The 24,564-nt window shown below is 59.6% G+C and carries 23 protein-coding genes; 12 read left to right on the forward strand and 11 right to left on the reverse strand.

The window, feature by feature from the left end; genetic code table 11:
- Nucleotides 1-88: 88 nt before the first annotated feature.
- Nucleotides 89-2,221 carry an EAL domain-containing protein gene (locus AC13DD_RS18720; RefSeq protein ID WP_412536939.1) on the forward strand — a complete coding sequence of 711 codons (2,133 nt, stop codon included), beginning with the start codon at nt 89-91 and terminating at the stop codon, nt 2,219-2,221.
- Between the two features lie 11 nt (nt 2,222-2,232).
- On the opposite strand, the gene AC13DD_RS18725 is transcribed toward AC13DD_RS18720, so the two are convergent.
- The 8 genes from AC13DD_RS18725 to AC13DD_RS18760 all read right to left on the reverse strand — a co-directional run bounded on the left by AC13DD_RS18725 (nt 2,233) and on the right by AC13DD_RS18760 (nt 11,540).
- The gene (locus AC13DD_RS18725; protein ID WP_069182635.1) at nt 2,233-2,892 is read right to left on the reverse strand and encodes an energy-coupling factor ABC transporter permease; all 660 of its coding nucleotides are present in this window, start codon (nt 2,890-2,892) and stop codon (nt 2,233-2,235) included.
- 81 nt (nt 2,893-2,973) lie between these two features.
- Nucleotides 2,974-4,707 carry a SulP family inorganic anion transporter gene (locus tag AC13DD_RS18730; protein ID WP_069182634.1) on the reverse strand — a complete coding sequence of 578 codons (1,734 nt, stop codon included), beginning with the start codon at nt 4,705-4,707 and terminating at the stop codon, nt 2,974-2,976.
- A gap of 8 nt (nt 4,708-4,715) precedes the next feature.
- Nucleotides 4,716-5,582 (reverse strand): MBL fold metallo-hydrolase, encoded by an 867-nt coding sequence (locus AC13DD_RS18735; RefSeq protein ID WP_069182633.1) that lies wholly within the window; start codon nt 5,580-5,582, stop codon nt 4,716-4,718.
- A gap of 82 nt (nt 5,583-5,664) precedes the next feature.
- Nucleotides 5,665-7,179 (reverse strand): sensor domain-containing diguanylate cyclase, encoded by a 1,515-nt coding sequence (locus AC13DD_RS18740; RefSeq protein ID WP_482931573.1) that lies wholly within the window; start codon nt 7,177-7,179, stop codon nt 5,665-5,667.
- A 94-nt stretch (nt 7,180-7,273) separates the two neighbouring features.
- Nucleotides 7,274-7,894: a tetratricopeptide repeat protein gene (locus AC13DD_RS18745; RefSeq protein ID WP_136630670.1), complete on the reverse strand. Its 621-nt coding sequence runs from the start codon at nt 7,892-7,894 to the stop codon at nt 7,274-7,276.
- On the reverse strand, nt 7,891-8,673 hold the full coding sequence (locus AC13DD_RS18750; protein ID WP_136630669.1) for an SDR family oxidoreductase: 783 nt from the start codon (nt 8,671-8,673) through the stop codon (nt 7,891-7,893). Before AC13DD_RS18750 ends, AC13DD_RS18745 begins: the two co-directional genes overlap by 4 nt.
- Nucleotides 8,660-10,846 (reverse strand): AMP-binding protein, encoded by a 2,187-nt coding sequence (locus AC13DD_RS18755; RefSeq protein WP_069182629.1) that lies wholly within the window; start codon nt 10,844-10,846, stop codon nt 8,660-8,662. The genes AC13DD_RS18750 and AC13DD_RS18755 overlap by 14 nt, the downstream gene beginning before the upstream one ends.
- Nucleotides 10,830-11,540 carry a thermostable hemolysin gene (locus AC13DD_RS18760; RefSeq protein ID WP_194838957.1) on the reverse strand — a complete coding sequence of 237 codons (711 nt, stop codon included), beginning with the start codon at nt 11,538-11,540 and terminating at the stop codon, nt 10,830-10,832. Before AC13DD_RS18760 ends, AC13DD_RS18755 begins: the two co-directional genes overlap by 17 nt.
- A gap of 217 nt (nt 11,541-11,757) precedes the next feature.
- On the opposite strand from AC13DD_RS18760, the gene AC13DD_RS18765 reads away from it, so the two are divergent.
- The 9 genes from AC13DD_RS18765 (at nt 11,758) to AC13DD_RS18805 (ending at nt 20,346) form a co-directional block, all read left to right on the forward strand.
- Nucleotides 11,758-12,171 carry a GtrA family protein gene (locus AC13DD_RS18765; RefSeq protein ID WP_482931574.1) on the forward strand — a complete coding sequence of 138 codons (414 nt, stop codon included), beginning with the start codon at nt 11,758-11,760 and terminating at the stop codon, nt 12,169-12,171.
- A gap of 4 nt (nt 12,172-12,175) precedes the next feature.
- Nucleotides 12,176-13,150 (forward strand): glycosyltransferase family 2 protein, encoded by a 975-nt coding sequence (locus tag AC13DD_RS18770; protein WP_083231744.1) that lies wholly within the window; start codon nt 12,176-12,178, stop codon nt 13,148-13,150.
- Nucleotides 13,134-14,681 carry an ArnT family glycosyltransferase gene (locus AC13DD_RS18775; protein ID WP_412536936.1) on the forward strand — a complete coding sequence of 516 codons (1,548 nt, stop codon included), beginning with the start codon at nt 13,134-13,136 and terminating at the stop codon, nt 14,679-14,681. Before AC13DD_RS18770 ends, AC13DD_RS18775 begins: the two co-directional genes overlap by 17 nt.
- 22 nt (nt 14,682-14,703) lie before the next feature.
- A complete protein-coding gene (locus AC13DD_RS18780; protein ID WP_069182625.1) occupies nt 14,704-15,387 on the forward strand; it encodes a response regulator in 684 nt (227 codons plus the stop codon).
- Nucleotides 15,384-16,796, forward strand: coding sequence for an ATP-binding protein (locus AC13DD_RS18785; protein ID WP_412536935.1), 1,413 nt, complete (start codon nt 15,384-15,386; stop codon nt 16,794-16,796). The genes AC13DD_RS18780 and AC13DD_RS18785 overlap by 4 nt, the downstream gene beginning before the upstream one ends.
- Nucleotides 16,797-16,889: 93 nt before the next feature.
- A complete protein-coding gene (locus AC13DD_RS18790) occupies nt 16,890-17,657 on the forward strand; it encodes a glycosyltransferase family 2 protein (RefSeq protein WP_136630666.1) in 768 nt (255 codons plus the stop codon).
- Between the two features lies 1 nt (nt 17,658).
- Complete coding sequence (locus AC13DD_RS18795; protein ID WP_136630665.1) at nt 17,659-18,327, forward strand: TVP38/TMEM64 family protein; 669 nt, start codon at nt 17,659-17,661, stop codon at nt 18,325-18,327.
- A gap of 9 nt (nt 18,328-18,336) precedes the next feature.
- Nucleotides 18,337-20,085, forward strand: coding sequence for an ArnT family glycosyltransferase (locus tag AC13DD_RS18800; RefSeq protein ID WP_482931575.1), 1,749 nt, complete (start codon nt 18,337-18,339; stop codon nt 20,083-20,085).
- Nucleotides 20,086-20,115: 30 nt separating this feature from the next.
- Complete coding sequence (locus tag AC13DD_RS18805; RefSeq protein ID WP_008177099.1) at nt 20,116-20,346, forward strand: hypothetical protein; 231 nt, start codon at nt 20,116-20,118, stop codon at nt 20,344-20,346.
- A 6-nt stretch (nt 20,347-20,352) separates the two neighbouring features.
- On the opposite strand, the gene AC13DD_RS18810 is transcribed toward AC13DD_RS18805, so the two are convergent.
- A complete protein-coding gene (locus AC13DD_RS18810; RefSeq protein WP_104270458.1) occupies nt 20,353-21,771 on the reverse strand; it encodes a sensor histidine kinase in 1,419 nt (472 codons plus the stop codon).
- Nucleotides 21,768-22,493, reverse strand: a complete 726-nt coding sequence (locus tag AC13DD_RS18815) for a response regulator (protein ID WP_008177094.1) — start codon at nt 22,491-22,493, stop codon at nt 21,768-21,770. Before AC13DD_RS18815 ends, AC13DD_RS18810 begins: the two co-directional genes overlap by 4 nt.
- A gap of 218 nt (nt 22,494-22,711) precedes the next feature.
- Here AC13DD_RS18815 and AC13DD_RS18820 point away from each other — a divergent pair, with 218 nt between their 5' ends.
- Both AC13DD_RS18820 and AC13DD_RS18825 read left to right on the forward strand, forming a co-directional pair.
- Nucleotides 22,712-23,065: a hypothetical protein gene (locus tag AC13DD_RS18820; protein ID WP_008177093.1), complete on the forward strand. Its 354-nt coding sequence runs from the start codon at nt 22,712-22,714 to the stop codon at nt 23,063-23,065.
- A 63-nt stretch (nt 23,066-23,128) separates the two neighbouring features.
- Nucleotides 23,129-23,653: a cytochrome b gene (locus tag AC13DD_RS18825; RefSeq protein ID WP_273155710.1), complete on the forward strand. Its 525-nt coding sequence runs from the start codon at nt 23,129-23,131 to the stop codon at nt 23,651-23,653.
- A gap of 29 nt (nt 23,654-23,682) precedes the next feature.
- Here the strand turns inward: AC13DD_RS18825 and AC13DD_RS18830 are convergent, their stop codons facing one another.
- The gene (locus AC13DD_RS18830) at nt 23,683-24,531 is read right to left on the reverse strand and encodes a sulfurtransferase (RefSeq protein WP_273155711.1); all 849 of its coding nucleotides are present in this window, start codon (nt 24,529-24,531) and stop codon (nt 23,683-23,685) included.
- Between the last annotated feature and the right edge of the window lie 33 nt (nt 24,532-24,564).

The following is a 24,564-nucleotide window of genomic DNA, read 5'->3' on the forward strand; positions in this document are numbered from 1 at the left end:
TCCGGTAGCATGCCCTGACACTTACGACAGGTCTCACAGGGAGGGGAGTTCGTAAATTGACACACCGGAGCACACATTACTGACTCTCATGCCCAGATCCCCCACCACGATTGCACCGCCCGCAGACATCGACCCCAATCGCCTGGCAATGATTGCGTCGGTCACACCCAATTTTCTGGTGATGCTGGATGATGCCGGTCGCATTGAATGGGTAAACCCCAGTTTTGAGGAGCACACGGGGTATCAGCTTGAGGAGGTGCGCGGACGTCTGCCAAAGGAAGTGCTGTACGGGCCGGACACAGACCCTGACACCATCAAACGCATCAACCAGAAGCTGCACAAGGCCGAGGTCATTGAGGAAGACATCCTCCATTACACCCGGGCCGGCGAACCTTACTGGGTGCATACCTATTGCGTTCCAATCGGCAACGAACAGGGCGTCGCACCCGGCTTTATCGCCATTCAGAACAATATCTCGGACCGGAAGCACGGCGAACGGGGCCTGCGCATCGCGGCCAGCGTGTTCGATCGCAGCCACGAAGCCATCCTGATCACCGACCAGTCCAATCGGATCCTGGATGTGAATCCCGCGTTTTCACGGATCACCGGCTACAGCCGGCAGGAAGTGCTGGGACTGAACCCGGCGATCCTCAGCTCTGGTCGCCACTCCGGAGAATACTACCGGTCCATGTGGCGCACCATCGAGAAAACCGACCACTGGCGGGGCGAAATCTGGAACCGGCGGAAAAACGGTGAAGAGTATGTTGAACTGCTTTCCATCAGCCGTGTCCATCTGGAGGAACCGGGGCAGTATTACCACGTGGCAGCGTTCTCTGATATCACGGCGCTCAAGAACCATGCGCGTGAGCTGGACCGGGCAGCCAACTACGACGACCTGACCGGCCTGCCCAACCGCCAGTTGCTGGAAGAGCGCCTGCGCACGGCCCGTAATCACGCCGACCGGCAACATCGCACTGTGTCCGTGTGCTATCTGGACCTGGATGGCTTCAAGGCTATCAATGACAAATGGGGCCATCTGGCGGGCGACCAGGCCCTCAGAACCCTTGCCGAGCGACTGACCCGTGCTCTAAGGAGCGGCGACACCGTGGCTCGCATCGGTGGCGACGAATTCGTCCTCCTTCTGCAGGGGGACGACAACCACGATGCGGTGTATCAGCGGATCCTGGCCACTGTAGGCGACCCCGTGGCCGTGGGCGATCAAACCGTCACCCTCACAGCCAGTCTTGGCATCACCCGCTACCCGGAAGACGGATCAGAGGCAGAAGGCCTTATTCGTCACGCCGACCAGGCCATGTATTCCGCCAAGGAAAAAGGCCGCAACCAGTATCACTTTTTCGATCCCGGGCTGGACGAACATCGCCGGAAGCGACGCAACCAGTTGATGGAACTCACACGTGCTCTGGAAAACGAGGAGTTCGAACTGTTTTTCCAGCCCCAGATCCGCGTGACCGATTGCCAGCTGTTCGGTTTCGAGGCGCTGATCCGCTGGAATCATCCCCAGAAAGGGCTTGTCTCACCGGGCGAGTTTCTGCCGATTGTGGAGAACAGTCATCTGGAAGTACCACTGGGACAGTGGGTATTGAAAGAAGCAATTCACCAGATGAACACCTGGAAAGAGGCTGGCGAGGATCTGGCGGTCAGCATCAACATCAGCGCTCCGCACCTGATGGACCGCTCCTTTGCCGACTATCTTGAGAGTTATCTGCACAGCCATCCCGAGATAGCGCCCGGCCAGATCACCCTGGAGGTTCTGGAATCAACCGCCCTGGAGGATACCCAACGGGCCAGCAATGTTCTGGCGCATTGCCAGAGCCTTGGCCTTCAGGTGGCGCTGGACGATTTTGGCACCGGCTTCTCATCGCTGACCTATTTGCGCACCCTGCCGGTGGACATTATCAAGATCGACCAGAGTTTTGTTCGGAACATGCTTGAGGATGCCAGCGACCATGCCATTGTGGAGAGCGTAATCTTCCTGGCCCAGCGGTTCGCCCACCCGGTTCTGGCCGAGGGCGTGGAAACCATGGAGCATGCCCGGGCACTGCGCCGGATGGGCTGCAATTTCGTTCAGGGTTACGGCATTGCCCGCCCCATGCCTTCCGGTGAAGTGCTGGACTGGACCCGTCACTGGCGGGCACAGGCAGAGTCCGGCAAGAGCGGTGACATGCTCAATCCCGTTGTGGCCCGGGGCGAGGGTCGCTAGGGCGGATCACCCTAGCGATACCGTCTCTGGTCCAGCGTGGTCAGCCGGTCGGGATGAAACACCATCAGGCCGGTTACAAAGGTGCCGTTCACAAATCCCTCAGGAATCATGAACAGTGGCAGGTAACGGATGTACTCGTGCACCAGTTCATCAAACGTGTAGACGCCGCTGGTCCATAGCATCAGACACATGACCGTGCCGGCCGCCGCTACAGAAATGCCCGCACCGAAGAACCCGCAGAAGAAGATGTAGGCGAAGAAGTTCCGAAAATCCCGACGGCGCTCCCACAGCATGATGCCGTGGCTGACAATGGCAGGCACCATCACCGTGATCAGCCCGTTGGCGGCAAACATGATCAGAGGCTCGCGACCGGTGATCACCGTGATCACCAGTGCCATAAGGCCCGCCAGCACTGCCAGGGCCCACCCCAGCATCAGCGTGATCACCGTGATACCAAAAACGTGGATGGCGAGGCCGGGTGAAATGCCGGCCCGCAACTGCCAGACAAAACCCAGCACCACGGCAGCACCGAAGAACGAGTGCTGGAGTGCGTTGTCCTTGCGAAAGGCCTGCCAGTCAATCGAGCGCAGCGCCCGGACCAGAATCACCAGAAAGAGCAGAAGCGTGATGATCCACTGGCTGGTGGATAGCAGGTTTTCAGTCATGCCCATAGTGAACTTACCGCAGCAACGGGGTCGGGAATGACATCTTAGCGGCTCGCCCCACCCCCGGTGCAAGCGAGCCCAGATTGATCAGGCGACCTGTTTTTCGAGTTTGCCGAGGTCGGTCAGGCGCTGCCAGGCTTCATAAGTACTCAGGAAAACCTCGCCACCCAGATGGGAAAGCAGTTCCGTCCCTTTCAACTTGTCCATTACCGGGCCTTTCACTTCCGCCAGATGCAATCTGACCCCTGCATCTTTCATACGCTCGTTGATGGCCTCCAGACTTTCGAGCGCAGAGGCATCCACCAGGTTCACTGCCGGACACACCAGCACCAGGTCCTTGAGCTCTGGCTCCCGGATCATCAGATCCATCACGGTTTCCTCGAGAAACCGGGCATTGGCAAAGTACAGGCTCTCATCTACACGGAGGAAGGTCACCTTCGGGCACAGTTCAACATCGTGACGAAGCACATTGCGGAAATGCTCGGTACCGGGCACACGGCCAACAACCGCACTGTGGGGCCGACTGGTTCGATACAGGAACAGCCCGATGGACAGCGCCACCCCGGCGATAATACCGGCCTCGACACTGTGCACCAGGGTCAGCACGATGGTTGCGAGCATGGCTCCAAAGTCGGTGCGGGAATAGCGCCAGGTTCGACCCAGGGCCGGAAGATCAATCAGTGTGGCTACCGCAACAATAATAGTGGCGGCGAGCGTCGCCTGTGGCAGATACGCGATGGCCGGTGTCAGAAACAGCGTCGCCATGGCAATACCGACCGCGGCGTAGGCGCCAGCGGCCGGGGTCTCGGCCCCGGCATCAAAGTTGACCACGGAACGGGAGAAACCACCGGTAACCGGCATACCCCCGGAAAAGCCGGCACCCAGGTTGGCGGTCCCCAGGCCGATCAGCTCCTGGTCAGGATCGATGCGCTGGCGCCGTTTGGCCGCCAAAGTCTGGCCCACGGACACCGACTCCACGAAACCGACAACGCTGATCAGCAAGGCGCTGACCGCCAGTTGCTGCCACAAGCCCATGTCCAGGCTCGGCATGGTGAACTCCGGGAGCCCCTGGGGTACATTCCCGACCAGTCGCACACCCTGGCCATCAAGCTGGAATTGCCAGGCCACCAGGGTGGTCACCAGAACCGCCAGAATGGGCGCGGTTTTGGTCAGAATGTCGGCCATTCTCGGTGCCAGGCCCATCGCCATAAGAAGTGGCTTCAAGCGTTTGCGGGCCAGCACCAGAAACAACAGCGCCCCGGCGCCAACAGACAGGGTGGCCAGGTTGGTATCGCCAATGGACTGGAACAGTGACTGACCGATTTCCAACAGGTTATGGCCGGAGGCCTGAATTCCGAATATATGCTTCAACTGGCTGGCCGCAATCACAATGCCAGAGGCCGTGATAAAGCCGGAAATCACAGGGTGACTCAGAAAATTGGCCAGGAACCCGAGCCGAAGCACCCCCATCAGCGTCAGCATCAGCCCCGACATAACGGCCAGCAGAACGGCACCGGCCACGTATTCCGGAGTTCCCGCCTCGGCCAGCGGTGCCAGGGCCGCCGCCGTCATCAGCGAGGCCACGGCCACAGGCCCGACGGACAAGGTCCGACTGGTGCCGAAGACGGCGTAAATCACTAGGGGCAGGATACTGGCGTACAGCCCCACCTGGGCGGGCAACCCGGCCAGCAGAGCATAGGCCAGCGACTGGGGAATGAGCATGACGGTGACGATGATCGCGGCCACCAGGTCACTGGTGGCCTGATCACGGCCGTATGTTGGCGCCCAGTCCAGAATCGGCAGATAACGTTTAAGATTCATCAGGAATCTCAGAACAGGTTAACCGGTACTTTCAGGTAAACCTGGCCATTGTCCTCGGCCGGCGGCATGTGGCCTGCCCGCATGTTCACCTGAACGGACGGCAGAATCAGCCGTGGCATATCCAGGGTCGCATCCCGCTCGGTGCGCATTTTCACGAACTCTTCCTCGGAGACACCTTCATGGACGTGAATGTTTGCGGCGCGCTGCTCCGCAACGGTGGTCATGTGCTGGTACTCATCGCGGCCGGGCGCCTTGTAATCGTGGCACAGGAAAATTCGGGTTTCCGCAGGCAGGGACAGCACCTTCTGGATGGACTGGTACAGGGTGCGGGCATCGCCACCGGGGAAATCGCAGCGAGCTGTGCCAAAGTCCGGCATGAACAGGGTGTCCCCGACGAAAGCCGCATCGCCAATCACATAAGTGAGACAGGCAGGGGTATGCCCCGGCGTATGCAGAACGCGTCCTTCCAGACCGCCAATAGCAAAAGTGTCGCCCTCTTTGAACAGCTTGTCGAACTGGCTTCCGTCGCGCTGGAATTCGGTACCGGCATTGAACGCCTTGCCGAAAATTTCCTGTACGTCGCGAATGTGCGCACCAATGCCGGTCTTGCCACCCAGCTTCTCATGCAGGTAGGGCGCGGCAGACAGGTGATCCGCGTGGACGTGGGTTTCCAGGATCCACTCGACCTTCAGATCGTTGCTGCGGATGTACTCGATAATTTCATCGGCAGAACGCACATCGGTTTTGCCCGCGGCGTAATCAAAATCCAGGACCGAATCGAGAATGGCGCAGGCCTGGCTGTCCGGGTCACGCACCACGTAACTGAACGTATTGGTGGGTTCATCAAAAAAATGCTGAACGATCGGGTTGCTCATGACAGTCACCTCTAGACAATCCAAATATCACTTTTAATCTAAGGATATACTATTTAGTAATATGAGGTGAAATGATCTTTTTTTATATGCGCAATGTTCCTGATACATCAACAAGACAGTCCCGCCCTGCCTGCTTGGCCAGATAAAGCCTGTGATCCGCCCCGGCAATGAGAGCGTCCGGCGAGGCTGGGCGGTCAACGAACTCCTCTATTCCGGCCACACCTGCGCTGACGGTCACCGGTATCTCATCGTCATCAAAGACAAAACGCTCCTCATGCACAGCTTCGAGAATTCGCTGGACGAGCTGTCGTACATCGCCGTGCTCTACAGCGCTGAAGACAACAATGAATTCTTCCCCGCCGAAGCGGGCAACCACATCCATGGAGCGTGTCTGGCTGATCAGAATGTCGGCAAACCGCTGCAGGATATAATCCCCGCCGAGGTGTCCGATGGAGTCGTTAATCTTTTTGAAGTGATCGATGTCGAAGATCGCCAGGGCGAAGCGCTCACCCCGGCGGTTGCTCCGGCCGAGCATTTCATCCAGCCTCGGCATCAGGTAACGGCGATTGTGCAGGCCGGTCAGCGGGTCCCGAATGGACTGGTTCAGCAGCTCTTCTTCCAGGCGGTTGCGCTCCAGGGCACCCGATAACAGGCCGGAAACAATAATCAACAGGTCGGCCTGGTCCAGACGCCAGGTTCTTCGGCGAAGGGAGTCAACGCCGAAAAAGCCCGTTACCCGTCCGCGTACCCGGATAGGCACGCAGAACATCGACGACACCCCCTGCTCCTGAAGCAGTGCCCGCTCGGGAGCAGCTTCCCGGGGCAGTCGGTCGACATCTTCAATAAACACCACCCGGCTACCACTCACCATCCCCTCGATCTGTTCCTGCCACCAGTGAAAACTGTCGATCGACACCTCCTGCTGTGTGTCGATCAGAGCGGGCACACCGTCCCTGCACCACTCATGGGTATTGGTCATCACGGAATAGTCATCGGAAAAGCAGTACAGGTAGGCCCTGTCTACCTTGAAAAACGTTCCGATGGATCTCAGAAGTTCATCAATACACTGATCAATGGTGCCAAATCCCAGATTGATGAATTCGGTGGAGAGACGGGCAATCAGCCGCTGGAACCCGGCCTGGAAGGAAAACTCCGCCTCACTTTCGCGCAGGCTCTGCTCCAGGTTCTTGTAGTGCTGGATGTTGTGGAATTGGCCGTACCAGAGCGTGCCGCCATCAGGCTGGCGCTCGGGCTCCGCATTAACCTCGAACCACTCGTAACCGCCATGCTCAAGCCTGAGCCGGGCCCGATAGCTCCAGGTATTCAACCTGTCTGCCGAGGCACGGATACTGGCCATAACGGCATCAACATCCTCCGGATGGATCATGGCGAAAATCGCATCCGCGTTATCACTCAGATCTGCGGGATCAATGCCAAAGAGCGACTGCACATGTTCGCTGATAAAAGGACAGCGGTGGGAATCTCCTTCCGAACTCACCCAATATATGAAGAGGACTCCAGGAACCCCTGAGGCCAGCTTCTGAAAAAAACGGGCAGATAAAGCAGTTTGCTGCCCGTTACCGGACCTTGACGCCATGGACAACACGTCCTCCTGACGGACGATTCACCCCTCTCCATTAAAGAGTGTAGCCCACGCTGACAGGAAGCAAACCCGTTCTGAAGAGGACGAATCAGAGCGAGTCCAGGCGGCTCCTGGCTTCTTCCCGCCGACCGGCGTCGGCGACGTCTCGTCCGGCCCTGTCGGGTGCATCGAGGACTTTCTGCAGATAACTCCGGGCGCGTTCCGGCTCGCCCTGGTCCAGCAGGAAATCGCCAAAGAAGAAATTGGCATCCATGCCATCAGGATTGATGGCCAATGCTTTCTGCAGATACTGCCGGGCCTTATCATCATCACCAAAGCCCAGGGGCCAGCCAGGGACCTGGTAATAAAGGCTGCCAAGAGAGGTGTAGGCTGAACCATCCAGCGCGTCCGGATCAATCTCAAGGGCCGCTTCCAATGATTTACGGGCCTCCTTCACCAGCCCCAGGGCCCCCAGGCCACCTTTGGCGCCGGCGTAGGTGCTCAACACTATACCCTGCCAGATCAGAGGCTCTGCCCGGCCCGGATAATGGGCGACGAACTGTTCTGCCTCATCAGCCAAACCCTCAAAGGCTTTCTCTTTCTCGTCCGCCGGTACCTGATACTGAATCTCCGCCCAGCGATGCTGGATACCTGCCAGTTCGGTCTCCAGAGCCGCCGCCCAGAGTGGCTGGGCCGCCAGGCACAGAATCACCAATAGCACTCGTTTCATGACAACACTCCCGGATTCAGAAACCGCCGGATGACCGGCAATTGCTTCAGCATCGCCTTGTCGACAATTCTCGGCAGGATGCCGTTGATCACCACAAACAGCTTTTCCGGCCAGCCCAGGAAGCGCCGGCGATCGTCGTTTTCCATGGCGGCAAGAATCTGTGACGCCACCGCTTCAGGCGCGTCCATGGCATTGCCCAGTGCCCGGTTAAGCTCATTTACGGCTTCCGGATTCATATCCGTGGCGGTGGCGCGCGGCGCTACATAGATCACCTGAACCGGGGTATCGGCCAGCTCCCGGCGCAGCGCCTCGGTGAAGCCCCGCAGACCGAACTTGCTGGCGCAGTAGGCGGTGTAACCCGGGAAACCGATGCTGCCAAAGGTAGAACCCACGAACACCAGCGCCCCCTGCCCAGCTCTTTCAAACCGTGGCGCAAAATGCCTGGCTACAATCATCGCTGACCGGAGATTGACGGCGATCTGTGCGTCCAGGTCACTGACGGCCATATTGCCCAGGCTGGCAAACCGGTTCTGCCCGGCACAGTGGATAACGCCATCAATGTCCGGATAGGCATCGCCAAGGCGGTCCAGCTGCTGGTCTAGGTCCGGCGCTGACAGGTCCAGGTGAGCAAGCGAGACGCCCTCACGATGCTCAAGCTTTTCCGGGTGCCGGGAAGCAATGATCACCCGGGCACCCGCTCTTACCAGAGGTTCGACCAGCGCCTTGCCGATGCCTCCTGTACCACCCAGCAGCAGGAAAACGCGGTCATGCAGCCTCATGTTGTTGCTCCTTCCGGCTTTCGGGCAGGGGAATGCTGTGCAGCATGTCGCCATAAAGCCGATAGACCATGCGCGCCGCCTCAATGATGGCCTGCTGGTCTTCCGGATCGGTGATGTCGTTCATCAGGTTCCGGAAAAACTCGAAATGCTCCTGGTCCAGGGCTCCGTGAGAGTACAGATAGCTGAAGGCCTCATCCGGCAGCCCGAGCTGCTTCTGAATGGCCTCACCAAGCGGTGTCGCCAACTCAATCGACGTACCTTCAAGCACCTGGACCATGCCGAAGAACGCCGCCGGGTTGCCGCGGTTGATGCGGTCATAAAGGTAGGCAACCATCAGCTCGATGGAGGTATCCGGACTGCCATGACGGATGGCTTCCTTGTCTTCTCCGCAGGCCTCAAGATCGTTGAGAATCCACTCGTGGTGGCCGTACTCTTCCTCGATGTACTCCACCAGCGCCTTGCGCACAAATTCCAGACGCTCGGGCAGACGGCCGCCGCAGGCCATCATCAGAGGCACCGTGTGTTTGACGTGGTGATAGGCCTGGGTCAGGAACCAGGTATAGCCCGTCAGATCAAACCGACCCTCGCGGATGGCTGCAATAACGGGTGCGCCGGTTACGTGGGCGCGGGCTTGTGCGGTTTCGGACTGCAGTCGATCGAAAAATGCCATGAAAGATCCTCCTGGCGTGTTTGGAAAATCAGGGGTTGAGATGGAAAGATTCATGAAAACCGGAAACGCGCCGGCCAGCAGGCTCGGCAGGTCGTCCTGAATCTGCTGGCGTACAGGCCGTCCGTTTGCGGTCAGATAACCGTCGGCCTGACTCAGAGGCTGACGGCGGATATAGACACCGGACAAACGGGCGTAGTCGGGCAAGGTGTCGTTCAGGGATTCCAGCTGGGAACGCAACGCGTCCGGTGAGCGGCCATCCTGCACCATCACGAGGGCGGAAGGCCGGGGGTCGCCATCACCGAACACCACCGCCTGGCGCGCGCCGATTGCCTGGATCAGCTCACTTTCCAGCCATTCGGGGCTGATGTTGCGGCCGAAGCTGGTGATAAGAAGATTCTTCGCGCGACCACTGACTGACAGGAAGCCCTCGTCATCCCGGGCACCCAGATCACCGGTATCCAGCCATTCATCGCCTGCCGGTTCATCCCCCAGGTAGCCAAGATGGGTATTGCCCGCCACCAGAATGTGGCCCCGCTCGTCCACCCGAACCTGCACATGGCTGAGTGGTTGGCCCACCGTTCCTTCGCGCTCTGTCCGGGGGGTGTTCAATGCAACCACCGAGCTGCACTCGGAAAGTCCGTAGCCTTCGTAAAGCGGCAGACCGACCGCTCGGCCCCTGGCAAGCAGGTCGGATGAAACCCGTCCGCCACCAACCGCCAAGAACCGGAAAGACTCACTCTCAAGATGCTGTTGTTCGGCGGCGGACACCAGCGCCACGGCCAGTTCTGGCACCAGGATCAGCGAGTGTGGCTGGTGCCTGTTGATGCCCTGCACCAGCCGCCCGAATTCCAGGCCACTGCTGCCGGTCATGCCCAGATCCTGCAAGGGAGCGACCATCACCGTGCTGCCCATCAGCAGGGGCAGGTAAACACCGGCAATGTTCTCCAGCAGTGTGGCCAGCGGCAGGATGCACAGGTGCCGCTCAAGTTCGACGCCTTCAAGGCGCTCCTGCAAAGCCAGCGTGGTGGCTGTCATCTGTGCCACCGACAGGCAAACGCCCTTGGGGTTGCCGGTGCTGCCAGAGGTGAAGGTGATCTTTGCGGTCTGCTCCGGCATCCAGGCCCCGGCAGCAGACACAGGCAGATGCTTTAACCAGACGCCATGGCCGATGTGTTCGCCGCCATCGATTGTGTCCGCAGACAGCAGGCAATCAAGGTCAGCACGTTCAGTCAGATGCTGAGTCTGTGTTCTGGAGAAAAAAACCGGCACCGGTACACACACCACGCTGGCAAGCAAGCAGGCCAGATCCGCAAGAATCCAGGCCACGGAATTGTCACCACACAAACCGGCCCGGCGGACACCCAACCGTGTCAGCTGATCGGCCAGGGCAGCGGCCGCCTGCATCATCTGGGCATAGCTAAACGCTGAATCGGGCCCCTGAAGCGCGATGCCTGAGGGTTGCTTATCGGCCTGGCGTTGCAGAAGTTCAGGCAATGTGGCCATAGGAACCTCCTGCCATCGCCTCGCTCCCGGCGGCTTCAGACTCAACGGGCTGAATCAGCCTGAGCAGACCCGCACTCCGGAGGGCGGACATGCCATCGGCCACCCGGATGGCCATGACCACCGGATGATGGTCGTAATAACGCCCCCAGCCGGCTCCCCCATCGGGCAACCGGGCCGGATCCGCCGTCGCCAGAACCTCGGTGGCAATACCCAGGCGGTGAAAACTGTTGCGCAGCTGATCCGTGCCGGTGCACACCACCCAGTCATAGCCGGCCCCATCCAGCCACACCGACAGCGAGGCAAACAGAAACCGGCTGACGCCGGCTTCAACGCCGGCCAGATGGGCAATCTCGGCAATCCGATGGCGCTCGACACCCGCAACCGGCATCACCGATTCCACCGACACCGACAAGTAGTCTTCCAGAAACAGTTTTTCCAGCGCGGCGTTTCGAACACCGACCGCTGCCAGAAGTGTGCCCTGGGCCGTGGTCAGGGCCAGGAGCGCAGGTATGCGCAAAGAAGGTTCAGCGCCATAGGCATGCAGGAAGCGGCGGCGAATAAAACCCGCAACCGTCTCGGCCATGGCCGTGTCAGGACGGATCTCGTTAAACCAGCGACCGGCACAACGGATGACCGGAACCACCTCCCCGGAATCCGGGGGACAACACGTGGACATCATCAGCGGGTCTGTCATATAGGCTCTCCAGTTTGGCTCCCTTTGGGCGCTTTCATCACGAATGCCAGATTAGGAGCCAAGCCTTAAACCAGGCTTAAGGAGCGCGAGGAGAAACCTTAAGGCGGGCTTAAGGTTTTTCAGAGGGTGCGGTTAAGGCTTGCTTAAGAATGGTCGGGTAAGGTGCCGGCCATCATTCGGATTCTTCCGATAACGCCGGGTTCTGAAGTGAGGCTGTATGAGATTCCCGTTATTGCGGTTAACCGGCTGGGGCAGATTGCCACGTTTCCTGCTGGCCGGTGGCGTCGCCACCCTGCTGCATTGGCTGACCATGCTGGTCTTGATCGGTTGGGGACTGAACGCCGTTCTCGCAACCGCCACCGGTGCCACGGCTGGATTGCTGGCAAATTATGTTGGCCAGCATCGCTACGCTTTTTATTCCAACCTGCCCCATAGAATTGCGTTCCCGCGATATCTCACCGCGGCTGCATTGGGCTGGGTTCTCAATTTAACGGGCTTTTCGCTACTCCTGGTTGCGGGTCTCGGCGTCACCTCCTCGCAACTAATCACGACCGGGCTGGTTGCCTTTGCCAACTATCTCTTTGCACAGAGGTTTGTTTTCCATGAAGAACAGACAATCAACGTTCAGTAACCCGATGCTGAGCATTATTATCCCGGTTCACAACGAAGCCGATGTGATTCCAACCCTGTTGAAACGGCTGGGTCTGGTCTGCCGCCAACTGCCGGGCCAGGTTGAGCTGCTGTTCGTGGACGATGGCAGCCGGGACGACTCTGTTGCCCAGCTACTTCGGGCCAGGGACCGCTACGCCGGAATCCGGGTGGTTCAGCTCTCCCGGAACTTTGGCAAGGAAGCGGCCGTTACCGCGGGCCTGGAGAGTGCACGCGGCGATGCCGTGGTACTGATGGACGCCGATCTTCAGGATCCGCCGGAGTTAATCCCAAGAATGGTCGCAGCATGGCAAAAGGGGGCAGACGTGGTGCTGATGAAGCGGCGGTCCAGGGCCGGTGAAAGCTGGCTGAAGCGCACCACTGCCAGCATTTTCTATCGCCTGATCAACCACATCAGTGATGCACCGATACCAGTCGACACCGGAGATTTCAGACTAATGAGCCGACGCACTGTGGATGCCCTCAACCGGCTACCCGAGCGCAACCGCTACCTGAAGGGCATGTTCGCCTGGGTCGGCATGCCAACGGTGACACTCGAATTCGATCGTGATCCCCGCCTGGCAGGCCAAACCAAGTGGAATTACCTGAAGCTCATGCACCTGGCCATGGAAGGAATTACCTCGTTTTCCACTCGCCCCCTGCGGATTGCCCTGATCCTGGGCCTGCTTGCGGCCGGCGCAGGTGGCCTTTTCGGCACCTGGGAAGTTATCCGGGCGCTGGTTTTCGGCATTTCCACACCGGGTTACGCCTCCATGATCGTCGTGATCACGTTCCTTTCCGGGGTTCAGCTTCTGTGTGTTGGCCTGTTGGGGGAATACGTGGGTCGCATCTACATGGAGACCAAACAGCGCCCGGTCTTCATTGTTTCGGAAGACAGCAACGATACTGCCCAGCCGGTTCTCCCCCAACTGCGAGTAGCCGGAAATGACCAGAAACATTAACACCCTGCTCTGGCTCCTGTTTGCTGTGCTTGCCGCACGCCTCGGACTGACGGCGATACTGCCTCTGGCAGATACCACGGAACCGCGCTACGCCGAGATTGCCCGCATAATGGCGGAAACCGGCGACTGGATCACCCCCTGGTTTGACTACGACGTGCCCTTCTGGGGCAAGCCACCCCTATCTTTCTGGACGCAGGCACTGTCGTTCAAACTGCTGGGTGTGTCTGAATTCGCCGGCAGGCTGCCTTCCTGGCTGGCCAATGTTGTCATCGTTTATCTTGTCTTCACCCTGCGTCGTTACCTGCACCCGGAACGCAACAGCGAAGCGGCCAAGTCGGCCGGCCTCTGGGCAGCCCTGATTTATGCCACCACGGCACTGGGCTTTCTGACGGCCGGTACGGTGATGACCGATTCGTTCCTTGCCCTTGGCTCGACGCTGGTGCTGACCAGCCTTGTTATTCGTCTTCAGGGCGGCCCGATAGTGTGGGGCTGGCTCTTCTTCATCGGCCTTGCCATCGGCCTGCTCGCCAAAGGCCCCCTGATTCTGGTTCTGACCGGACTGCCGGTTTTCCTCTGGGTGGCGACGACCCGGCGGTGGCTGACCCTGTGGCAGCAATTGCCCTGGCTCCGCGGTTTACTGTTGATGATGGTGGTTGCTGCTCCCTGGTATGTCCTCGCCGAACTGAAGACCCCCGGGTTTCTGGATTACTTCATCGTGGGAGAACACTTCAAACGTTTCCTGGTCAGTAGCTGGCAGGGCGACCTGTATGGCAACGCACATGAATTTACTCGAGGTACCATCTGGCTCTATCTGCTGGCTGCCAGTTTTCCCTGGGGCCTGATCGCAGTTGCTGCTTTTGGCGTCAGCCGCTGGCGCCGCCAACCGGCACAGCAGGAGTGGCTGTCTCTCGAGAAAGGCGTGGGCGGACTGATTCTTGCGTCCGCGCTTAGTCCGGCCATCTTTTTTACCCTGTCCGGCAACATTCTATGGACCTACGTGCTTCCGGGGTTACCATTTCTCGCCGTGCTGGCATCCAGCCTCTGGCCGAAGGAACTTTGCGGTCGGATGCCCGCGTCCAGCCTGGCCGCAGTGTTGATGATTCCCATGTTGGGAATTGCCGCCGCCGGCTGGCTTAGCCTGCACCCGGAGCAACTGAAAACCGAGCGGGATCTGGTCGCGCAAGTCGAACAACTCCCCGGCATGAGTGCAGACAATCTGTTTTACCTGGGAAAGGCGCCCTTCTCCGCGCGGTTTTACAGCCGTGGCGAGGCCCATGCAGTGGAGCAGACTACTGTTATTGATCGACTTGAATCGAGCAACCTGGAGAAGCCCATGGCGCTGGCCGTCGAGAAAGGCAACAAAGCGATGCTCCGGCGCCTTGAGGGCGTCACCACACCGATTGCTGAGAATCGTCGCTTTCAGCTGTTTCTCTTGACACCGTCAGCTACAACTAACGCAAACAGCTTCCAGGACAAAAGCAAAAACGGCGGTATCGATTACAATGCATCCAACGATCATCCGCTAAGCTGAACACCTATCGGATTCCTGCTACATGCGAATATTGCTGATTGAAGACGATCATTTGCTCGCCAACACCATGTTGGGAATGCTGCGCGACGAACAGAATACCGTTGACTGGCTGGACGATGGCCAGCAGGCGCTCAATGCACTCCTGAACGACAGCTTCGATCTGGCGATCCTGGATCTGACGCTGCCCCGGGTGGACGGGCTGGATATCGTCAAAAAGATCCGGAACGAGGGTATTGACACCCCGGTCATCATCCTCACCGCGCGCGGAGATCTCGACGAAAAACTTCAGGGGCTTAATGCGGGTGCTGACGACTACCTGACCAAACCCTTCGCCATGGCGGAACTGAAAGCCCGAATCCGGGCCGTCACGCGCCGGGGCTCGGGGGTCCGAACCGGCGGACTGCAAGTGGGCAGGCTCACTCTCGACCCTGACTCGGGTCAGCTTCAGATTGGCGATGACAACGCAACCCTGCCGCGCAGCGAATTTCAGATTCTGTACTATCTGATGCGCCACCCGGACCAGGTGGCGACCCGCCGTCGGCTGGAAGAACAGCTGTATGGCTGGGAGCAGGGCGCAGAAAGCAATGCCCTTGAGGTACACGTCCATCACCTGCGCCGGCGCGTTGGCAAACAGACCATCCGCACCGTCCGCGGCGTTGGCTACATGCTGGACAGCAAAGCTGCCGCAGAGGTATCTCCCGAATGAGCCTGACCCGAAAACTGATCCTTCTGATCACCAGCACGGTGTTTTTCATTACCCTGATTGCCGCCGGCTGGGGCTTTTACGTCAGCGACCATCAACTGGAGGAGCTTTTTGACGCGGAGCTGGCCCAGAGCACCCGCATCGTCCAGGGCCTGGTTGAGCACCTCTCATCGACACAGTCGATAGACCAGATCACTCATACCCTGGAAACGACCCTCCAACTGCCAGACAGCGTATATCAGGGCGAGGAGGAGGAGAACGAAATCCTGCCCGACGGCGCGGGTCACAAATACGAGCGGAAGCTTGCGTTTGAGGTCTGGTCGCCGGACCGGAAACCGATTCTGGACACCCTGCGCGCCAATGATTCCCAGGGCCTTGAACGCGGCTTCGGCTGGCAGGAAGTGGCCGGGTTCCAGTGGCGAACCTTCACCATTGAAGATCCTGCCACCGGCTTCTGGATCCGTACAGCCCAGCGCGAGGACGTCCGGGACGAACTCAGCCAGGAAATCGCGCTTGGCAACGTACTGCCTTTCCTGATCGTGCTGCCCGTGCTGGCTCTGGCGGTTCTGGTCTCAATTCAGGTGGGCTTCCAGCCGCTGAGAAAGCTTGAGAAGCCGGTACGGAACATGGCTCCGGAAAACATTCATCCCCTGGACGACCGCCAGGCACCGAAGGAGGTCGCCGGTCTGGTGCAGGCGGTGAATGGCCTGCTCAGACGCCTCAACCAGGCCCTGGAACGGGAACGGCGGTTCTCTGCCGATGCCGCCCATGAGCTGCGAACGCCACTGACGGCCCTGCGACTGAACCTGGAAAAAGTCTACGAGAAGGATCCGGAACAATACGGTGACCTGATCCAGTCCGTGGACCGCATGGTGCACCTGGTTGAACAGATGTTATTGCTCAACCGCGTCGACTCCGGTGCCGATTTCACGCCGGAATACCACAACCTGTCTGCCATCGTTGAGCAGAGCATTGCCGATGTGGCACCCCTGGCCCTGAAAAAGCACATCGACCCGGTACTCCAGGACGATGCTGGTCAGGCCCTGGTCTCCTGCCACAGCGCACTGATCAACACCCTCATGCGCTCCCTGCTGGCCAACGCCATCCAGTACAGCCCCGAACACACCACCATTGAGACACACCTGACGCCTTCCGGCGAGGGATACCACATCACCGTGTGCGACCAGGGCCCCGGCATTCCTGCCGAGGAGCGCGAACGGGCGCTCAGCCGCTTTGTCCGACTGGACCAGCGCCTCGGCGGCGGCGCCGGTCTCGGGCTGGCCATCGCCCGGCGTATTGCGGAACTTCATGGTGGCCAGCTCACCCTCGGCGACCGGCCGGATGGCAACTCGGGCCTGTGCGTCAGCATCTGGCTGCCGGCCCGTGCGGCTTCCCGTCGCAGGCAGACTTAAGGTTGGTTTAAGGTTTGAAGAGGATACTCCTGCCCAAGTGAACAGGGCCGCCAGACGGCCCGGTTGATATTCCGTTTTCGAGGATGTCTCTACATGGGTCAGGAAAGAACACTGTCGCTGGTTATCCCTGCCAAGGATGAAGAAGCCAACATCGCTACCCTGCTAACCGAGGCCTACGGGGTGATGCGTGACTATCACGGCTTCGAGGTGGTGCTGGTGGATGATGGCAGCACCGACAGCACGCTGGACACAGCCGTGAGAACCGCCCGGGCCCTCGGTGGCCGCTTGTTGACCATTCGTCACGAGCGCAGCATCGGCCAGAGCGGTGCCCTGGCATCGGGTATCCGGCAGGCAAGGAGCAGGCTCATCGTTACCATGGATGGCGATGGCCAGAACGATCCGGCCGACATCCCCGCCATGCTCCAGAAAGCCAACACCCTGCGCAACCCGGATTTCTGTATTGCCGGCTATCGCAAGAATCGCAAGGACACCGCCTGGAAACGCTTCCAGTCCCGCCTTGCGAACCGCGTGCGGGATGCGCTGCTTCATGATGGCGTGCCCGATACCGGCTGCGGCCTGAAGCTGTTTCCACGGGAAACCTTCCTCAAACTGCCCTGGTTCGACCACGGCCACCGTTTCATCCCGGCTCTGGTACGGGGAATTGGCGGTGACATTGCCATCGTGGAGGTCAACCACCGCCCACGGACTGCCGGCATCTCCAAATACAACGCCTGGAACCGGACCTGGGCCGGCATTCTGGACCTGCTCGGTGTGCTGTGGTTGCTGCACCGCACCCGCGTTCCTGTCATCAGCAGTGCCGGTCAGGCCGATCCACAGGGGTCGGTGGCGGAGCGCTCCTGACATGATCAACGGTTCCCGCTGGCTGGCCTTCGCCGCCCTTGTGCTGGTTGGCTATCTGACCATCCATAACGGATGGCTCGACTTCATTGCCGATCAGGATCAAGTAGCGAACTATCTCCACAGCCATGGTGTCGGCGGATTGGTAGCGATTACCCTGGCCGGTTCGTTGTTTACCGGCCTTGGGGCTCCCCGCCAGTTGCTCGCCTTCGTGCTGGGCTTTGCCCTGGGCGGGCTCAATGGAACGCTGCTGTCGACTCTGGCCGCCGCCATCGGGGCCACCGGCTGCTTCATGACCGCCCGCTGGCTGCTGCGGACGCCGTTGAGCCGGCGGTTCAGCCACCGGATGCAGCAGTTTGATCGCCTGTTCCGGGAGCAGACCCTGCTGAAAGTTCTCATGGTCCGCTTGCTGCCCGTGGGCAGTAACCTGGTGACCAACCTTGTCGCCGGCTGCTCCGGGATCCGTTTCTCACCGTTTCTCTTTGGCAGCACACTGGGCTACCTGCCCCAGATGCTGGTGTTCGCCCTGGCCGGTGCCGGTATCGGCAATGCCAATGCCTATCAGCTTGCCGTCAGCATCGGCTTTTTCATTATTGCCTCGCTGATTGGTGCCTTTCTCTACCACAACCAGAGGGCCAGGACGCTGGCCGATTCCGTTTCCGACTCTCTCTGAGACCGACCCATGCCTGCATCCCCCTTCGTCCGCCACCTGCCGGACACCCTGTTCAATCTGTCCCGCAATCAACTCCTGCTGTTACTGCTCGCCATTGCTGCAGTCGTGTTTTTTACCGGGATCGGACTGCGCTCCCCCTGGCCTGCCGACGAACCGCGGTTTGCGGAAGTGGCCCGTGAAATGGTCGCCTCCGGGCAGTGGCTTATCCCCATGCGGGGTGGTGAGTTCTACCCGGACAAGCCACCGGTGTTCATGTGGAGTATTGCCTTCTTTTACTGGCTGACCGGCAACCTGAAGATTGCATTCCTGCTGCCCAATGCGCTGTGTAGCCTGCTGACACTGGGACTGGTCTTTGATCTGGGCACCCGCCTGTGGAACCAGCGAACCGGTGCCATCGCGGTGATGTTGCTGATGCTCGCGCCACAGTTCGTGATCCAGGCCCAGAAAGCCCAGATCGATGCCATGGTTGCCTGCTGGATTGCCGTCGCCTGCTACGGTCTGATCCGACACTTTTTCACCGGGCCCGCCTGGGGCTGGTACTTCGTTGGCTGGGCATTTATGGGGCTCGGGATCATCACCAAAGGGGTTGGCTTCCTGCCGGCGCTGATGCTCATTCCGATCGTGGTCATGAAGCTTCGCGATCGCGCATTGTTCCGTGGCACGCTCACCTGGCGCTGCGCACTGGGCCCGCTGGCCATGCTGGCAGTGGTTGCCGCCTGGCTGATTCCCATGGTGCTTTACGTTAACAATCTCGGCACCGAAGAGGCCCTGGCTTATCGGAATAATATCCTGTTCAAGCAGACCGGCGAGCGCTATGCCTACTCATGGGGCCATATCCAGCCCTGGTACTATTACCTCACCAGCGTAATTCCCTCGCTCTGGTTTCCTCTTCCGCTGTTGCTGCTGGCCTTGATCCGGCCCCTGTCTGAAACCGCCCGGTACCGGCCGATTATTCCTGTACTTCTGGGCTGGATTGCCCTGGTCATCGTGTTTTTCAGCCTCAGCCCCGGCAAGCGCGGTGTTTACCTGTTGCCAGCATTGCCCATGCTGGCGCTGATTCTCGCCCCGCTGCTCAGCAGCCAGAAACCGGCGGGGTGGTTTCCGCCGCTCCTGACAGGTGTGCAGTTACTGCTCGGTATCGCGTTGATGGCGGTTGGCGTCCTGGCCTGGAACGACCACCCCAGGTTGGTTGAAAAAGTGGCTGACTACAGCACCGACCCGGCCAAACTGCACGAGGCGGGGACGTTCGTCTTCGTCATAGGACTGGCCTGGCTGATCACCCTGTTCGGGTTCTGGCGCTCCCGTGCGCTGGGGCGTCTGTTTCTGGCCATGATGATCACCTGGCTGCTGCTGGGCACCTGGGGCTATCGAATTCTTGAGCCGCTTCGAACTCCTCGCAACGTGCTGGCCGCCGCAGAACAGCATATCCCGCCCGGCGGGCAGCTCGGCATGATCGACTTCCGGGAGCAGTTCCTGCTGTTTTCCAAACGCGACTTCACCCATTTCAGCTTCTTTACCGGTCGGGAACAGGAAAATCGCAATGCCTGGTTGTGGATGAGCGAAACCGAGGACAGCTATCTCCTCGTCGCCGATCAGATTGAGCTACCCTGCTTCACCAAAGAGGGTGCCATTCCCGTGGGCACGGCCCACCGGGACAGCTACCTATTATTGACTGATGAACAAATGAACCCCAGCTGCGCACCACCAGACAAGGTCAAACGGTTTACCACGCCTGAGCCCGGCAGTTGGCAGGATTGAGCTGGCGAGGGATTAAGAGAAGAAGAAACGATGAAAAAGCATGAAATTAAAGCCCGTCGGAAAGAAAACCGTGTTGATTCCGTGAAAATCGTACGATCCCCCTCGAATGCGCACGAATGGGTCATACTTTTTAAGGATATTGAAGGAAAGACCTTTTTCCTGATCTCAGACGACGATCATGTCTGCAGCTACGCAAACCTGGATGCGACCGTCGAGGCACTCGACGCCCTGGGGTTTGCCCGTGCCGAAGTGCTGTTCTGACAGGCCCTACCTGGTTTTGGGCAAGGTCACCGAAACCTGCAGGCCCTGACCTCCCGGGCCAGCACCCAGCCGGATATCGCCACCCATCCCCCGAATCAGGGTGCGGGCGATAGCCAGGCCCAGGCCTGCGCCACCGGTTTCGCGGCTGCGTGAGTGTTCCAGCCGATAGAAGGGTTCAAAAACCCGTTCCCGGTCCGCCTCCAGAATACCCGGCCCCTGATCAACAATCGTGACAACCGCTTCTGTGTCTGTGGTTGCCAGTGTTACTTCCGCCTGGTCGCCATAATTAACCGCGTTCTCAATCAAATTACGCAGGGCACGTTTGACGGCTTCAGGCTGCCCCTGGAGTACACATCTCGGGCTGTCATCGCAGTGCACCGCCAAGCCCATTTCCTGGAGATCACCACACAGGCTGTCCAGCAGGGTCGCCAGATCATAGCGACGGTGCTGTTCGGTGGTGGTGCCCCGGATGAAATCGAGGGTAGCTTCGGCAAGATGCTGCATTTCCCTGAGGGAATCGAGAAGACGGTCCCTGTCCTCACCTTCCGGCAGCATTTCAACCCGCAGCCGCATGGAGGTAATGGGTGTCCTCAGGTCGTGAGCGAGAGCCGCCAGCAGCCTTGCCCGGTCTTCCTGGGCGCGGCCAACCTGATCCTGCATCTGGTTGAAGGCGCGGGTAACCTCACGAACATCCTCCGGTCCCTTTTCAGGAACCCGGACTTTCTCTCCCCGCCCGAACGCGTGGGCTGCCAGGCTCAACTCGTTCATTGGCTGCAGGATTCGACGAACCGCCAGCAACAAGGTCAGCGTGAGCAGCACAGCGGTAATCCCTACGCTGGTGAGCGTAGCCTTCAACCACAACCAGGAGGGCGCTGGTGGTCGGGCCCGAGCATTGAACCATTGGCCGGAGGACAAGGCCAGGGAAACCCCCAGGACCGGGGGGCATTCGTGCCGGTCATCCCGATGGTCGTCCTCGTCACGGTGTTCTTCATACTCGTGGTGCTCATCATCTTCATCGTCATGCCGTTCACGGTCCCGATGTTCATCGCGATCCGGCATGCAATTGTCTTCGTCAGCCTCCATGGCTGTCCGAACCTGCTCCACCGGCAGTTCCAATTCCTTGGCCAGCCGGCGCGTCATGCCGGAGGCCCGATCCTCGGTCAGATAGGGCGCAGGATCGATCGAAAGCCGCAGAGTCGGGCTGGAGAGTGCCCGCAGAATTCGCTCCTGCCGTTCCGGGTCCGTGGTATCGGCCAGGGTATAGCCATCGGCCACCCGCTGGAGGACGTGTTCCAGACTGGCACTGCGCAACGCTCCCTGGCGCTCACCCGCCAGAATAACGATGGTGATAACCTGGGCCACCAGCAGCACCAGAATCAATAACAGCGCCAGCTGCCCACCGGCGCGCCGTGGCCACAGTCTCATTGTTCAGCCCCTTCGACCGCAGCAATCCACTGGTAGCCACCGCCCCAGATGGTCTTGATCAGCCTGGGGCTGCGGGCATCCGGGTCGATCTTTCGGCGCAGGCGGCTGACATGATTATCAATGCTTCGATCAAAGGCATCCGCCTCTCTGCCGAGGGTCAGGTCCATCAGCTGATCACGGGACAACACGCGGCCGGCGTGCTCAAGGAAGGCGAGCAGAAGCTTGTACTCGGCGGTACTCAACGACACCTCGACACCTTCCGGATCGATGAGTTGATGGCGGTCGACGTCCAGCGTCCAGCCCTCGAACGTCAGGGACTGCCCGGCCATGGGGCTGCGTTGCGGTGGCAGCGCTGTGGTACGGCGCAGAACTGCTTTTATGCGGGCCAACAACTCCCGGGGGTTAAAGGGTTTGGTGAGGTAATCGTCGGCGCCCATTTCGAGGCCGACAATGCGATCGGTTTCCTCGCTCATGGCTGTAAGCAGAATAACAGGCAACTCGGTGTGCTCACGAAGGTAACGGCAGAGCGTGAGGCCATCGTCCCCGGGCATCATGATGTCCAGCACAACCAGGTCGATGGAGTGCTGTCGCAACTGGCGCTTCAAGGCATCGCCGCCATCCGCCAGCAGCACGCGCAGGCCATGCTCCTGCAAATAGCGGCCGACCAGATCTCGAATGTCCCGGTGGTCATCGACCACCAGGATTGTGGGAGAGTCGCTCACTCGTTACTCCGTTGAATTACCGTCTGCCCTGATTATAGGGGAGTCGACTTCCCGCTTGGGCGCGATCTTGTCAAAAACCGTCGCAAATCCCTGCCTTGCGACAAGTTGCGACAAAGTCGGTGGGTCACCGAGACAATTCTGCGACGTTTCCTTGATGGAATAACTCCCGACCAACAATGACATTCCGTCATGGGTTTAACCAACCAAGGAGTTCGACCATGAAGAAAACGACCACCATTGCTGCTCTCTCCATCGCCGCGATACTCGGCGCCACGCCACTGCTTGCGTCTGCCGATGACGACTACGGGCGAGGTGACTGTGACGATCGTTACGAGAATCGCCACCACGGCAAATCCATGGGTTCCGATCTGAAGCAATACAGCACCGACGAAATGCGCATCATGGCTTACGGCCAGGCGCTAAGACGCTTCGGCCCGGGCGTGGATGTGTCCGTTGAGGAAACGTCGGATGGCACATACCGGGTCCAACTGCGAGATGCCGAGCAGAATCTGATCCGGGAGCAGGAGTTCAACCAGTACGGTGCCCCGGTTCGCGGCGGACACCGGAGCTGATTACCAACAGCCAGCGCGGGGCCCGAGAGGTGCCCCGCCAGCCTTTGATCAAGGAGAATCGCGATGACATTGATGGACGCTGACAACCGCTATGGTGCCGTTTCCCGGGCTGTGCACTGGATAATGGCGGTTCTGCTGCTGGTAATGCTTGCCAGCGAAGTCTGGTTTGAAGCCCTGGAACACACACTCTCTGATGCGTCGCTTATGGCCTGGCACCAGACCCTGGGCCTGACCATTTTCGGGCTGGTTATCTTTCGCGGTCTCTGGCGCTGGCTTAACCGCGCACGTGTAACACCACCGGCTCAATGGGCGACCATGGCCAAGCTCGGGCACATTGCGCTCTATGCCCTGATGATCCTGATGCCGCTGTCAGGGCTCGCATCCTCCCTCGGTGAAGGCGATCCTGTTACCTTTTTCGGCTGGACAGTCTTTGGCTACGGCCCGGAAATCGAGTGGCTGGAAGACAGCGGGGAAGAGGTTCATGAAGTGCTGGCCAACGTGTTGTGGCTCATGATTGGCGTACACGTAGCAGCTGCCCTGGCGCATCAGTACCTGCTGGGAGACCGGATCATGAAGCGCATGGCCTGACAGGCCGGAATAACCGAAATCCCCCGGGCTCAAGCCACCGGCAGGGATTCGTCGCTGCCCCAGTCCGCCCAGGAACCGTCGTAAAGAGAGAGCTGGTCATACCCGGCCAGCTCGGCCGCCAGCAGAATGATGCAGGCGGTGATGCCGGAACCGCAGGAAAACACCAGTTGATGCCCGTCTCCGGGCTGAAGGTTCGTACCGAGATGCCTGAACTTTGCCTCCAGCTCACTGACCGGCTTAAACCGGTAACCATCCAGCACCTCGGTAAACGGAAGACTGAGTGAGTTCGGAATATGGCCGCCGCGCACTCCCGGGCGGGGTTCCGGGGCCTGAGCCAGGAACCGCGCCCGGGATCTCGCATCAATCACCGAAACTCGCTCGTCGTCCAAATGCTGTAGCACGAAGGCGGAATCCCGAACCCGTCCGCGGTCCAGACGGCCCGCCATGTTCCCGGCGGAAGCCGCACTATTAATCGGGGCCGACACCGTCTCACGCCCCTCTGCCAACCACTGTGGCAGGCCACCATCGAGCACGAAAACCTGTTCGAGGCCCATCGACCGCAGAATCCACCAGGCCCGGGGAGCGGAATAGATTCCCTGGTTGTCGTAAAGCACCACCAGTCTTTCAGGCGTTATGCCCAGCCTGCGAACTTCCTGAGTGAACTGTTCCTCGGTAGGAAACGCATGGAGCTGGGACGATTCCGTATTGCAGAGCGTTCCCTCCAGATCAATCTGGAAGCTCCCCGGTATCCACACCGGGTGATCATAAACGATCGGCTCCTTGCCAATAACCGTGGCCATACTCGCGTCGATAAGAACCAACCGTTCGTTATCGAGGTTTTCCTGCAACCAGTCGGTGGTTACGAGTGGGGACGCCATGGTGTGCTCCTGTTCCTACCAGAAATAAACGGC

Source organism: Marinobacter sp. L-13, from assembly GCF_056857715.1.